This is a genomic window from Ectobacillus sp. JY-23, assembly GCF_023022965.1.
Taxonomy (GTDB): domain Bacteria; phylum Bacillota; class Bacilli; order Bacillales; family Bacillaceae_G; genus Ectobacillus.
Genome location: NZ_CP095462.1, coordinates 3,266,904 through 3,281,138, shown reverse-complemented (window position 1 = coordinate 3,281,138; position 14,235 = coordinate 3,266,904). Strand labels below are relative to the sequence as shown.

The 14,235-nt window shown below is 39.8% G+C and carries 13 protein-coding genes; 7 read left to right on the top strand and 6 right to left on the bottom strand.

What is annotated here, in order from left to right:
- The 6 genes from MUG87_RS16585 to MUG87_RS16560 all read left to right on the top strand — a co-directional run bounded on the left by MUG87_RS16585 (position 1) and on the right by MUG87_RS16560 (position 6,024).
- Positions 1–1,062 (top strand): YheC/YheD family endospore coat-associated protein, encoded by a 1,062-nt coding sequence (locus MUG87_RS16585; RefSeq protein ID WP_247083609.1) that lies wholly within the window; start codon positions 1–3, stop codon positions 1,060–1,062.
- Complete coding sequence (locus tag MUG87_RS16580) at positions 1,059–2,423, top strand: YheC/YheD family endospore coat-associated protein (RefSeq protein ID WP_247083607.1); 1,365 nt, start codon at positions 1,059–1,061, stop codon at positions 2,421–2,423. Before MUG87_RS16585 ends, MUG87_RS16580 begins: the two co-directional genes overlap by 4 nt.
- Positions 2,420–3,562: a YheC/YheD family endospore coat-associated protein gene (locus tag MUG87_RS16575; RefSeq protein WP_247083605.1), complete on the top strand. Its 1,143-nt coding sequence runs from the start codon at positions 2,420–2,422 to the stop codon at positions 3,560–3,562. Before MUG87_RS16580 ends, MUG87_RS16575 begins: the two co-directional genes overlap by 4 nt.
- A gap of 47 nt (positions 3,563–3,609) precedes the next feature.
- The gene (locus MUG87_RS16570; RefSeq protein WP_247083603.1) at positions 3,610–3,813 is read left to right on the top strand and encodes a DUF5342 family protein; all 204 of its coding nucleotides are present in this window, start codon (positions 3,610–3,612) and stop codon (positions 3,811–3,813) included.
- 85 nt (positions 3,814–3,898) lie between these two features.
- On the top strand, positions 3,899–4,747 hold the full coding sequence (locus MUG87_RS16565) for a helix-turn-helix domain-containing protein (RefSeq protein ID WP_247083600.1): 849 nt from the start codon (positions 3,899–3,901) through the stop codon (positions 4,745–4,747).
- Between the two features lie 164 nt (positions 4,748–4,911).
- Positions 4,912–6,024 (top strand): ABC transporter ATP-binding protein, encoded by a 1,113-nt coding sequence (locus MUG87_RS16560; protein WP_247083597.1) that lies wholly within the window; start codon positions 4,912–4,914, stop codon positions 6,022–6,024.
- Positions 6,025–6,398: 374 nt separating this feature from the next.
- On the opposite strand, the gene MUG87_RS16555 is transcribed toward MUG87_RS16560, so the two are convergent.
- Positions 6,399–6,593 carry an alpha/beta-type small acid-soluble spore protein gene (locus MUG87_RS16555; RefSeq protein ID WP_124565263.1) on the bottom strand — a complete coding sequence of 65 codons (195 nt, stop codon included), beginning with the start codon at positions 6,591–6,593 and terminating at the stop codon, positions 6,399–6,401.
- 334 nt (positions 6,594–6,927) lie between these two features.
- On the opposite strand from MUG87_RS16555, the gene MUG87_RS16550 reads away from it, so the two are divergent.
- The gene (locus MUG87_RS16550; RefSeq protein ID WP_124565264.1) at positions 6,928–7,131 is read left to right on the top strand and encodes an alpha/beta-type small acid-soluble spore protein; all 204 of its coding nucleotides are present in this window, start codon (positions 6,928–6,930) and stop codon (positions 7,129–7,131) included.
- 106 nt (positions 7,132–7,237) lie between these two features.
- Here the strand turns inward: MUG87_RS16550 and MUG87_RS16545 are convergent, their stop codons facing one another.
- The 5 genes from MUG87_RS16545 to MUG87_RS16525 form a co-directional block, all read right to left on the bottom strand.
- A complete protein-coding gene (locus tag MUG87_RS16545) occupies positions 7,238–7,972 on the bottom strand; it encodes an amino acid ABC transporter ATP-binding protein (protein WP_247083594.1) in 735 nt (244 codons plus the stop codon).
- Positions 7,973–7,993: 21 nt separating this feature from the next.
- Positions 7,994–8,695 carry an amino acid ABC transporter permease gene (locus MUG87_RS16540; protein ID WP_247083592.1) on the bottom strand — a complete coding sequence of 234 codons (702 nt, stop codon included), beginning with the start codon at positions 8,693–8,695 and terminating at the stop codon, positions 7,994–7,996.
- Positions 8,679–9,473: an amino acid ABC transporter substrate-binding protein gene (locus MUG87_RS16535; protein WP_247083590.1), complete on the bottom strand. Its 795-nt coding sequence runs from the start codon at positions 9,471–9,473 to the stop codon at positions 8,679–8,681. The genes MUG87_RS16540 and MUG87_RS16535 overlap by 17 nt, the downstream gene beginning before the upstream one ends.
- Before the next feature lie 477 nt (positions 9,474–9,950).
- Positions 9,951–11,951 (bottom strand): ABC transporter ATP-binding protein, encoded by a 2,001-nt coding sequence (locus MUG87_RS16530; RefSeq protein ID WP_247083588.1) that lies wholly within the window; start codon positions 11,949–11,951, stop codon positions 9,951–9,953.
- Entirely contained in the window at positions 11,948–13,705 is a 1,758-nt protein-coding gene (locus tag MUG87_RS16525; RefSeq protein WP_247083586.1) for an ABC transporter ATP-binding protein, read from the bottom strand. Before MUG87_RS16525 ends, MUG87_RS16530 begins: the two co-directional genes overlap by 4 nt.
- Positions 13,706–14,235 lie beyond the last annotated feature (530 nt).

The window sequence follows — 14,235 nt, the reverse complement described above, 5'->3', positions numbered from 1 at the left end:
ATGATGCTTGGTTTGTTATCAATACGTGCAACTGAAATGGAATATTTCACTGAAATTGCGAAACGAGGACATTTATACAATATACAAGTTGTCCGCTTTACACCTACTGACATCAATCCGGCTACAGAACTCATATCCGGTTTTTTATTTCATAACGAAACGCAAACATGGAAAAAAGAAATCTTTCCAATTCCTTCTTATATCTATGACCGCTGTTTTTACAACGGCACAGATGCCTCTCGTAAAGCAAGACCGATTGTCGAATGGTTGAAAAAGCGCCCCAGTACAACTTTTTTAGGACACGGATTACCCGATAAAATGCAAACCTACGCAATCTTGCAGAAACATAAAACGGTTGCTCACTACCTTCCAGCTACTGAAACAGCTACAACGGAAAATGTATGGGATGATATCAGCAAGAAAGGTGAAGTTGTTCTAAAGCCGCTACAAGGCTCTCAAGGAAACGGTCTCTGTCATATTATCATGAGACGGAAGAGCTTTGAAGTATATATACAATCTGTCAAGGATGTGAAGCAAGAAGTTTTTCAGACAAAGGAGCAACTTATAAATTGGCTAAACACTACACTTCACCGTCCTTATGTAAAGCAACCTTATCTTTCTGTACAAGACCGTATGGGCAGACCTTTTGATATTCGCATTTTATTACAGAAGAACGAACAAGGTAAATGGCAGGAAGCTGGGCGCGGTGTAAGGATTGGCGATGAGCAAAGCTTAGTTTCTAACCTCAATGCCGGCAGTCATGCATTCTCCTACCCTACTTGGAAACAATCCTATCCGCGCCGTGATATAGCGTTATTCGAAAGCGATTTGCACACTCTAATCTCAGCCGTTCCTGCAGCCCTTGAGAAAGAGCTTCCTCCTTTATTTGAGATTGGAATTGATGTAGCTTTTGACAGAAATCGTGCGGTATGGTTACTTGATGTAAACTCCAAGCCTGGACGAAAGGTATTGCTTGAAAGCAACCCTTCCTGTGCCGAGGGCTTGTATCGCGCTCCGCTTTTGTATTGTCATTCTCTAGCTAAGGGAGCGGATGTGCTATGAACCGGAAACAATTCCAGCTTGCTGAAGGAACACGAGAGCCTAGTACTGTGTATGTGCCATATACTGTCTCGGAAACAAACGCACTGCGATATATCTCCTTTGGTACCTGTGTTGTACCCTGTGAAGTAAAAACAGACTACTTATCGGATTCTACCATTACAATTGGACATGAGGTATTACAAGAGCTACGTCTGCCTTTTTTATCTGATATACATGTCTTCCTGCATGATGCTACCATTATCATCGGTCCATTGATTGGCATTTTCACAGCAGGATTTACAGAATCTCAGCTAAGACCGATTGGAGAGCGCTCTTTATTTTTTGCCAATCTTTTAACCTCACAAACAGCGCAAAAGGCTTATTTATTCGTATTTGGTTCTCATAATATCAATTGGCAAGAAGGAATTATCACAGGCTATTTCTATAACCAAGAACGCTGGGTACAATATGACGTCCCTTTTCCAAATGTTGTATATGATCGCCTTCCCAATCGCAGGACAGAAAATCACCGTGCCATTGCACGTGTGAAAAATCGATTGCAACAGGAATATTTAATTCCTTGGTTCAATCCCGGCTTCTTTAATAAATGGGATATTTATCAGTTGCTGAAAAACGATAACGAAGTAGCCTCCTACCTGCCCGAAACAAGGTTGTTTTCCGGCTTTGAAGAAGTCGAGCTGCTTCTCTCCAAATACGGACATGTATATATAAAACCTATGAACGGGAGTCTCGGTAATGGTATTTATCAAGTCAGATACTCCTTTGAGCATAACGAATATTATTGCCGCTACCGTGATGAAGACGGCAATAAACTCCGAAAATATCATTCGTTGGAATTTTTAATGAACCACCTTCTTACGGACGCAGATTTGCATACATTTATTGTACAACAAGGCATCCCTCTCCTACGGGTAAACAGCAATCCTGTAGATTTCCGTATTCACACCAATAAAAATCGGAGCGGCAAATGGATTGTGAGCGCCATCGCTGCCAAAATAGCTGGTCAAGGTAGCATGACTACTCATATTAATAATGGCGGTGAAGTGAAAACATTGGAAGAAATCTTTCCAGATGATACAGAACGTCAAATAATGAAGGAACGTTTGACAACAGCCGCTTTGCTGCTAAGCCAGCAGATTGATGCTACCGTCACTGGTTACATCGGTGAAATTGGCTTTGATGTAGGTGTTGATAAAAACGGCCATGTTTGGCTTTTTGAAGCAAATTCAAAGCCAGGGCGCTCTATTTTTGATTACCCAAAACTCCGAGAAGGCGACCGTATTACCAAAGAGTTATTCCTCGATTATGCCTTGCATCTTACAGAAAAAGCTTTATTTGCACCAGAGGAACTGTTTCAATGATAATTGGTTATAAAAAAGGCGTATGGTACTCTGATACTCCAAAACAAAGATTGGGTCACATCGCTTTGACTGCTTCTATCCCTCTACAAGCTCAAACATTTAAAGTTCGTACACATGCCGGTCGGGTCGGTCCTTTAATAGGCGTTCTCATAGGAGGAAGTGCAGAAGGTAAAGGTTATGGAGATTGGAAAAGACTCAGTGCTTTGCTGCATACCATCCAGTCTAACAATGGAATCGGCTTTCTTTTTACATCTTATAATTTGAAAAGCGATTATATTGTGGGGTACATGCAACAAAAGCAATCTTGGATTGCCTATCAGATGCCTTATCCAGATGTCGTATATAACCGGATTTCTAATCGTACACAAGAACAAACTAAAGCAGCGCAATATACACTAAACACACTATCTAACAAAAATATTCCAATTTTCAATCCAGGATTTTTTTCAAAGTGGGATGTTTACAAAGCTCTTTCAACTGAAGAACAATTACAGCGCTATTTACCGGACACTATTCTAATTGAAACTGAAAAAGACCTCTATCAACAGCTTGCTATTCATTCCGTTTTATATATCAAGCAGACTCATAGTGCAAAAGGAAAAAAACTATTACGCATAACAAGTCAAGGTGATATGTTGCGTGTCGAAAGGCCCGTTACTTCTCCCTATATGTGCAGCCATGAGGCGCTGTGGGAAATGCTTCGTCATGAACACTCCTCATTCATTGCACAGCAAGCAATTGAACACGATGAACATGATGGTAAAAAATATGATTTGCGCCTTGTTTCTCATTATGTACACGGATCTTTTAGAATTAGCGGTATTGGCGTTCGTGTTGCAGGTATTGGAAATATTGTTACGCATATCCCAAACGGTGGACATATGATTGCGTTAGAAGAATTAAAAAGACCGGTGCGCTCCAAGGAGCTAGAACACCTCGTTGACCTCTGCGGGCAAAGCTTAATGGCATCTTTTGGACGTGTTCGTGAATTCTCACTAGATATCGGTGTCGATCCGAATGGACGGTATTATATCTTTGAAGCAAACGCAAAGCCGATGCGTTTTGATGAGGCTGCCATCGAAGCGCAGGTCATTCAAAATCTTGTCACCATATGTTTTCACGAAGCAGGATTTTTGTAGCACTGTGTCGTATTTTATACAGCATCATCATCAAAGGAGAGACACATATGTTTACACACTTTCAATACAAGCCTTTATTCACTTCATTACCAGGCTGGCGTATTTCCTTTTTCTTCCAAAAGATATATTACACAGCCACGTATCATAAAGATGGCCAAATTGAATGGGGAGATACTACCCCTGATGCTAGGCATGAAAAAGAAATAACTGCCCATATCCATGAGCTTATGCTATATCACATATATGAATAAGGAAAACCCTTCGTATGAAGGGTTTTTATGTTTAAAATTTCTGTGCTACACTTAATGTAATAAGGCTTACATGAGGAGATGTTACATGTTAGACAAACTGAAACAATACTACGGTACAGTGGTTACCGATACATCTGAAGATACCTATGCCCTATATAGATGGTATGCCGATACAAGCGGACAAAAATTTGGAATTTTAAAAGAAAATCTTACGAAAAAAGACGAAGCTCTTCTCTCTCTTTTTTTAACTCCTCTTCTCGAAGATGATTGGTCACCAGCGCAGAAAGCATGGAAGTCCTTCTTGTTTCAATCTGCCTCTTATCCTTTAACAGAAGCAAAGGCTGTTCGCTTTTTACACTTTTCCTTAAAACAGCCCTTTTTTGAAAAACAGGCATGGCAAGAAGCGCTGAGCGGACTATTGTCAACTGAATTCATCATTGTGTGGAAGGACGACAAAACGGGAGTCATTATTGAGCAGTACCTTGATACAAATGTGGATGTGTTTCTAGACAAAGATGCATTTCAAACATTAACATCAGATTTTTTTATTACCCTACATATACTGGTGGGCAAGCTAAGACCTGTAGATAATTCACTTCTTTTTTGGTTTCAATGGGAACATGATGGATTTCTTTGCACTCGTAAATCCCATCGCCACATCATGGATTTAGAAGATATTTTGCCTCATTTTGTGATAGAAAAACCAGATGCCTTGCTGCCGGTACTCCAAACAGTAAATGATGCAGATCTACTTCATACAGTAAAAATGTTTTTAGAAGCAAATATGAACGTATCGCTTGCAGCAAAACAGCAATATATGCATCGAAATAGCGTTCAATATCGCGTTGATAAATTTATCGAAAAAACAGGAATCGATATCAAAAACTTTAAAGGTGCAGTTGCCGTGTACCTTTCTCTATGCTTATACCAATGAAAGCTGCTGTAAGCCACGGCAGCTTTCATTCTATTCTACATTTGTACACATTGCACAAATGAAAGCGTTTTTTTTGGTCAGGTTATACATTTACGCACGTGTAGAATTGGGATACACTGACACTATAAGAAAACGATTTCAACAATGATCAGGAGGATGTTTTCATGGCTGAATTAAAATTAGAGCATATTTATAAAATTTATGATAACAACGTAACAGCAGTAACAGATTTTAACCTGCACATTGCAGATAAAGAATTTATTGTATTTGTAGGTCCTTCAGGTTGTGGTAAATCTACTACACTTCGTATGATTGCAGGTCTTGAAGAAATTTCAAAAGGTGACTTTTTCATTGATGGTAAGCGCGTGAACGACGTTGCACCAAAAGATCGCGACATTGCAATGGTATTCCAAAACTACGCGTTGTATCCACACATGAGCGTATATGATAATATGGCTTTCGGCTTAAAGCTTCGTAAATTCTCAAAAGAAGAAATTGATAAGCGTGTAAAAGAAGCAGCTCGTATCCTAGGCCTTGAGCAATACTTAGAGCGTAAACCTAAAGCGCTTTCCGGGGGGCAACGTCAACGTGTAGCATTAGGTCGCGCAATCGTTCGTGACGCAAAAGTGTTCTTGATGGACGAGCCTTTATCCAATCTTGATGCAAAACTTCGCGTATCAATGCGTGCTGAAATTTCTAAACTTCACCAACGTCTTGGTACAACAACGATTTATGTAACGCACGACCAAACAGAAGCAATGACAATGGCGACACGCCTTGTTGTTATGAAGGATGGTTTAATCCAACAAGTAGGTTCTCCGAAGGAAGTATATGAGCGTCCTGAGAATGTGTTCGTAGGCGGCTTTATCGGTTCTCCAGCGATGAACTTCTTCCGCGGTACACTTGAAAACGATTCTTTCGTAGCAGGTAACCTTCGCCTACAAGTGCCTGAAGGTAAACTGAAGTACCTTCGCGAACAAAACTACATCGGCAAAGAGATTATCATGGGTATCCGTCCAGAAGAAATTCATGACGAGCCTGTATTCATCTCTTCTGCAGTAGGCTCTACAGTAGAAGCAAAAATTGAAGTAGCTGAGCTATTAGGTGCAGAAACAATGCTTTACTCTCAAGTAGGCGGTCAAGACTTCGTAGCACGTGTTGACTCTCGTACTGAATACAAGCCAGGTCAATCCATCACATTAGGATTTGACATGAACAAAGTTCACTTCTTCGACGTAGACTCAGAAGTTCGCATTCGTCACGCAAACGAGAAGTAAATAAGAAAAGCGAAAGCGACTCGTTCAGAGCTAAATCAAATAAAAGGAAGCTGCATACAGTTGGTGCAGCTTCCTTTTATATTTCCTGAACCTGAATTTGATATTGATTTTCACAAGATGTGCAATAAAATAAATGGGTACAAATCGAGGTAGCCATATTTTCTTGCAGAATATTTTCATCCATGTAAGCACTGTAGTCATCAATGTAATCAACAGCTTTTCCCCGGTCTTCCACCTTTCCAGCACAATGAGGACAAGTGTATACACTACTTATAAAGCCATTACAAAGTGGACATACTCCCATCATGTTCCTCCACTATATTTATATTAAGAAACAGAAAAGGGCGGGAACTCCCCGCCCTTTATAGCCATTTTTATCGTTGTACGCCACCTAGGTGTTGTTCAGCATAAGCTACAAGACGCTTTGTGATTTCACCACCTACAGAGCCGTTTGCACGAGCTGTAGCTTCAGGTCCAAGGTTTACGCCAAACTCAGAAGCAATCTCGTATTTCATTTGATCCAATGCAGCTTGTGCACCAGGAACAGCCAATTTGTTTGTTCTTGTCATGTCGGTTCACCTCCTTTTGTTGGTGTAAGCATAGTATGCGAAATTAGCATTTTCCTATGTACAAAAACAAGGTGTAAATTTTGGAAATTATAGAAATGCTGTAGAGATATACAATTTTTTTAATACTATGTATGTTCTCTCACAGCAAGAAGAAGTGTTGAAACGTTATATAAGGATTAAGTAAAAAATTACCAATTTTTTAAGACGCATAGTTCGACTGTCTTGAAACATACTAGAGATACAGAAACACATTCACTGGGTTAGAGCCATAAAGGGCTACACTGGTGCAAATCCAGCTAATCCAACCAAACAAACTCTCTAAGGAGGAACTATCATGCCAAGTCAACAATCTTCTAACAAGTTAGCAGTACCAGGTGCACAAGCAGCTCTTGATTCAATGAAATATGAAATTGCTTCTGAGTTTGGTGTAAACTTAGGACCTGAAGCAACTGCACGTGCGAACGGTTCTGTAGGCGGAGAGATTACAAAGCGTTTAGTAGCAATGGCTGAGCAACAATTAGGCGGCTACCAAAAATAATTTTATACTATGGCTAGGATCTTGCGCCTTTGCGCAAGATCCTTTTTATATGCTTTACACTTTTTCTAAAAGGATGCATAAAAAAAAGCCTCAAATATCCGAGGCTTTACTGAATTAGACTTAAAAATCGCTTTGTTCGTTCTTCTTGTGGCGCTTCTAATACATTTCCCGGTGTTCCTTCTTCGACAATAACGCCTCCGTCCATGAAGATTACACGGCTCGCAATATCACGAGCAAACTTCATTTCATGCGTCACAACAACCATTGTCATGCCCTCATTAGCAAGCTCTCTCATCACCTTAAGAACCTCTTGTACAAGCTCAGGATCTAATGCCGAAGTGGGCTCATCAAACAGCATGACCTTTGGCTCTAATGCAAGAGCGCGTGCAATGCCAACGCGTTGCTGTTGCCCGCCGGAAAGCTGAAACGGATACAAAGTCATTTTATCACTAAGACCAACTTTATGCAGATAACTTTCCGCTTTACGTTTAGCTTCTTCCTTTTTTTGCTTTTGTACCGTGATGAGGCCCTCCATCACATTTTCCAGCGCTGTAAGATGCGGAAAAAGATTATGATGCTGAAACACCATACCAGTTTGCGTACGTAACCTTGCAATATCACGTTTCGTGACTTTTTGTGAAAAGTGTACTTCTTCCTCACCAATTCGAATACTTCCGCCATCAGGAGTTTCCAATACGTTGAGACATCGTAAGAGTGTTGTTTTTCCTGATCCAGATGGACCAATAATAACCACTACTTCTCCTTTTTCCACTGTTGCACTAATATCACGCAGAACTGTATTGTCCCCAAAGCTTTTTTGTAAATTATTAACATTAATCATACTTTTCCTCCTTTGCCTTGGTTAAGATACATATCGTTCCATTCGTTTTTCGAGTCGTTGCTGAACGATTGATAACACAAAGCAAATGATCCAATAAATAAGACCAGCCAAAGAGTATACAATTAAAAACTCGTAATTCATTGAGGCTATTTCTTGCGCTTTTCGAAACATTTCTGTTACTAAAATTAAGGATGCCAATGATGTATCTTTTACAAGACTAATAAATGTGTTAGAGAGCGGCGGCACTGACACTCTTCCAGCCTGTGGTAAGATAATACGCTGTAAAGCTTGACTGTACGTCATCCCAATTGTGTATGCCGCTTCCCACTGTCCCTTTGGTATAGACAAAATGGATGCACGTATAATTTCAGATGCATATGCACCTACACTTAATGAAAATCCAATGATAGCTGCGGGAAACGGATCAATTGTCACACCCACACTTGGAAGTCCATAAAAAATAATAAACAATTGCACTAGCAACGGCGTTCCTCGAATGATAGAAACATATGCCCGGGCAATCCATCTTAAAAGAGGTGAGCCAGACAAACGTGCCAGCGCAGTTCCAGTGGCAAGTATTAATCCAAAGACAAATGAAATAAGCGTTAAAGGAATCGTATGATAAAGAGCACCCTCCAGCATAGGCATGAAGGATGCTTTGGAAATTTCAACCCATAACGATAGCTTTTCAGGTGTAAAGATTGTATTACTTACCGCGTACATCTTCACCAAACCACTTTGTTGAAATTTTTTCGTAAGTACCGTCTTTCATCATATCATCAAGGTGCTTATTTACTTCTTTCACTAGTGTATCGCTGTCTTTACGGAACAACAAACCACTTTCTGCTGCATTGTCTTCTGTATCAGCAATTTTAATTTTTGCATCTTTTTTCGTCTGCAAGTAGTTTAGAACAGATAAACGATCATTAATTGTTAAATCTACGCGTCCAGAGCTTAAAAGCTCTACCGCTTGATTAAACCCTTCTACACCTACAATTTCAGCACCATTTTTCTTAGCCATTTCACCGTAGTTACTCGTTAAAGATTGCGCTGCTTTTAAGCCCTTAATTTCTTCAAACGTTGCCGGCTTGTCTTTATCAGCAGGAATCACCAATACTGCAGAAGAAGAAATATACGGCTTAGAGAAATCATATTTCTTTTGACGATCTTCACGAATACCTACTTGGTTTGCAACCATATCAAAACGCTTTGCATCCAAGCCTGCGAACATTGCATCCCATTGTGTTTCTTTAAACACAGCTTTTACTTTCATACGCTTTGCAATTTCCTCAGCAATTTCTACGTCAAAACCTGTTAATTTTCCTTTGTCATCGTGGAAAGTGAATGGTGGATACGTACCTTCCGTTCCAATTAAAAATTCACCATCTTTTTGTATTTTAGACAGTGTGTCGACAGCGGCTGTTTCTTTCTTTTCTTCTTTAGCGCAACCTGCTGCAAACGCCAACATTGCAACTAACAATATAGACAATAATTTCTTCATACTATAATCCTCCAGTATTCTTATAGGAATTTCAAACATAAAACATTGTATGTGATTCTTAAATATTTTTCAAATAAAATATTTCGGTAGTAGTGTAACCGTAAAACAAGTGTTTCATAATAGACAGTGAAAACCTTTTTATACAGGAGCTATGTATGAGGTTAAACATGCGTTCCTTACTGTTCTTTTCCCTAAACTTTTTCCTTTATGTTGTATACATTCGCCGTAGTACAGTTTTTAGTTCGGCATCATTTTAGCTAGCCGGTAATTGGATTGAAGGGATAAAAAGCAGACACCTTAGGGACATAGCGCTGAGGAGTCTCCCTGATTGCCTGCAGAACACGAAATCCATAACGGAAAACAACCACGAATTTGAACAGAGCTTAAGACTAAAAAAGAGCCTGCTTATGCAGACTCTTATAAATCCTATATACATACCCCTTTGACTACCCACCACTCAGTTGACGCTTGAAGGCATCATCCTGCTGCTTGCGTTTGATACATACGATAGTAACGACCTTGCTTCGCCATTAATTCGTCATGTGTTCCCTTTTCGACGATGTGACCACGATCCAATACTAAGATTTGATCTGCATTTTTAATGGTCGATAAACGATGCGCAATAATAAAGGTTGTTCTTCCTTTTTTCAAAACGTCTAAAGCATTTTGAATGATTGCTTCTGTTTCTGTATCTATACTGGACGTTGCTTCATCCAAAATGAGAATGGCAGGGTCAAATGCTAACGCTCTCGCAAACGAAATCAATTGTCGCTCGCCGCTAGAAAGTGTGCTTCCTTTTTCAATTACCGGCTCATCCAAACCATTCGGTAAATTTTTGATAAAACGTTCAGCACCAACATCACGAAGTGCCTTCTCTATTTTTTCTCTCGAGATGGCTTCATTTTCCAAGCTTACGTTTGTCGCAATTGTTCCGGTAAATAAGAACGGATCTTGGAGTACAATCCCCATATGTGAACGAATAGTTTGCTTTGGTAACTGTGTCACATCCTGTCCATCGATACGTACCTTCCCCTTTTGAAAGTCATAAAAGCGAAACAGCACGTTCATAATAGAACTCTTGCCTGAGCCCGTATGACCGACAAGTGCGACTGTTTCTCCCGATTTTGCTGTAAACGAAATATCTTTTAATACCACGTTCTCCTCATCATATGCAAATGAAACATTCTCAAATGCGATGTCACCTTTAAAACGCGATACTTTCTCATTGCTGACCTCTTCTCCTGGCTCATCTAATAATTCAAACACACGCTCAGAGGCGACACGAGCTTGTTCTAGATTACCGAGCTGATTTACAATGCCTGTAATTGGCGAGAACAAGCGTGTCAAGTAATCAACAAACGCATAAATAACACCGAGCGACAGCATACTTCCAGCAGCTAGAGAAGCACCACCGAAATACCAAATAACAAGAACAAATGCGATATTTCGAAGTACACCCACCAAATTGTGCGAGGTTGCAGCATTTAAGCTCAATAGTTTATTTTGATAGTCATAGTACTCTTTATTCAGCTGCTCAAAGTCCTTTTGCGTCTGTTTTTCTTGTCGAAATGCTTGAATAATCGTCATACCGTTGATGGACTCATTAATAGTTCCATTAATGTCCGAAAGACGTGAACGAATTGCGTGATTATAACCAGATGCGGCCTTGCGATACAACACTGCCCATACCACTAAAATAGGAACAATAAACATGCAAATGACTGCAAGTTTTGCATCCAGTAAAAACAATGCGATAAAGATACCGACAATATAAATAGAGCTCGAGAAAAACGTCGCTAATACTGTCACATATAATTCGCGAATTGCTTCTGTATCGTTTGTAACACGCGATACAATTTTTCCGGCTGGTAATTTATCAAAGTAGCGGATTGGTATTTCTTGAATATGTGCAAACACATCTTCACGCATCCGCTGAATAATACGATTTGATGCTTTTTGCAGGAAAAACTTTTGTCCGTAAGAAAAAAATGATGCAACGACAAGCAAAGCAAAATACGCAATGCTTAGGCGAAGTAAGTACGGAATTTCAGGCTGGTAAAAATCAAAAAGCTCTTGTCTGGTTAATTTTTGTCCTTTATACACTTGAACCGCGCTATCATTTTGGACGCTGATTTCATTTCCTTTAACCGACCTCTTTCCATCGATTGTGACTGCACTATTAATAAAGTAATAGTCGCGCCCAACCTGCATGATGCGCACTTCTTTTCCTTTGTTTTCTTCTTTAGTAAAGCGATCTGCCCTTTTGTACCAAGATCCCTTATAAAGGACCGCCTCATCATCCTTTACTGTTTCATACCACGGCACTTCAATACCAACAATATGTTTGTCAATCATTTGCTTTGCGACAAACGGCCCCGTGAGCTCTGCTGCCACAGCGACACTCAACATGAGAAGTGCCGCAATAATAATTCCTTTGACTGTCAAAGCGTATTGCACTAAGCGTCTTCCTGTGCTCATACGCTCACCCCTCTTTCTTCTCCTTCCACAAGCTGTTGTCTTTCATACTGTTCTTTATACCAACCCTCTTGTGCAAGCAATGTTTCATGTGTACCCGCTTCTACAATTTTTCCCTCATCCATTACAATGATCCAATCCGCATGTTGTACAGCAGAAAGTCTGTGCGTTGTAATGATTGTTGTTTTATTTTGACGTTCTGCACGAATTCCTTCAATAATCGTTGCTTCTGTTTTAGCATCTACAGCCGATAAAGAATCATCTAAAATTAAAATTTCAGGATCTTTTATCATTGCTCTTGCAATGGAAATACGCTGCTTTTGACCGCCGGAAAGAGAAACCCCTTTTTCTCCCACCAATGTTTCAAGTCCTTGCGGTAGGAATGTGATGTCTTTTTCAAAGGCTGCCCGCCCAATTGCATGATGCATATCTTCCTGTGTGCTTCCATGTGCACCAAACAAAATATTTTCTGCTACTGTTTTTGAAAATAATACGTGCTCCTGTGGCACATATCCAATCCAACTTAATACACGATCAACCGGTATACTTTGAAGCGGTACACCTGAAATAGAGATTTGTCCCTCTCCAATTGGATATTGGCGCAGCAACTGACGCACAACAGTCGTTTTACCGCTGCCTGTTTTCCCGACAATTCCTAAGGTTTGCCCGCGTTTTAGAGAAAATGATATTTGCTTTAAGCTTTGCGTATCGGCAGTAGGGTATCTGAAGGATACATTGTGGAATGTAATCGATTCAGGCTTCTCTACATCGACCGGATGCTCTACATCCTGTACATCTTGATCATAAGAAAGTGTTTCATTTACACGATCCAACGAAGCATTACCACGCTGCATGATATTGATAAGTTCACCAATAGCAAACATTGGCCAAATTAACATACCTAAATATACGTTGAACGACACAAGCTCTCCAAGAGTTACACGGTTTTGAAATACAAGATATGCTCCGTATACAAGGCCAATTAAATAACTCATTCCAACCAACAATTTAATGGTTGGGTCAAATAGTGCGTCAATCTTAGCAACGCGCATATTCTTCGCAAACACATCATCAGCCAATGTACGGAAGCGTCTTTGATCTTCCTTCTCTTGTACATACGCGCGGATAGTCCGAACCCCGCCAATCGACTCTAATACCTTATCATTCATATCACCGAATGCGTCTTGCGCGACAGTGAAACGTTCATGCAGTCGCTTGCCATATACGTTCATAGCAAGTGCCATGATAGGAAGCGGCAAGATAGCCGCTAGCGTCAACTCCCAGCTAATTGTCACGCCCATCATAAATAAGATTGTTAACATGAACATACTAGAATCCACCAATGTTAAAATACCAAAACCTGCCGTCATAGAGATTGCTTTTAAATCATTTGTGGCTCGCGCCATCAGATCACCAGTACGATTTTTTTGGTAAAAAGTAGGGGTCATTTTTAACAGGTGTCCCATCAATTTGCCGCGCATAATTTTCTCAAGTAAAAATGCGCCGCCGAATAGATTGTACTGCCAAAAGTAAGACATGATATATGATGACACAGTCACTCCCCCGAAAATACCAACATACCACCAAATATCCTTGCTCGTTAACGACCCTACCTTAATTTGGTCAATGACCATACCAATCACCTTTGGAGGCACCATCTCTACAATGTTCACCACGAACAACAAAGCAATCGCAATACCATAACGCCTCCAATTTTCTTTGAAAAACCACATTAATTTTTGTAAGACTGAAAACATACATATCTTCTCCTTTCATCTCAATGTTGATAAAACTAGCCGCTATCCAAAGAATCTCCGCTTAATACTAATTTTTGTTGTAAAACCATCATACATCTCTCCTTTTTCATTTTTTATATATTGAAATCGCAAAAACGATTGCAATCTAAGAAAAGTGAAGCCAACCACTTAGATGCAGTGAGTGGGGGACTTCATTTCAACCTAAAAGTTGGATTAAAAAAACAAAAAAAGGCATACCGTCGCTTTGACGATATGCCTAAAAAAGCATAAAAGCGCTCGATTCGATACACGAAACGCGCGCTATCACTTACAAGTGTAAAACAAAAAGTCAAGTGATTTAGCTATTCACGGTTACGTGTACTATATGATTGTTCATACCATTTTTGTTCATGCTTACTTTTGCAATCATAACACGTAACCTCCTTTTCCATTTTTTTCACATGGTTAATTGTATTATTAAACGGACTTTTCTGTCAATTGTTTTTTCACATTTCTTTTATATTTACGTTGTTTTATATACATTGTATAAT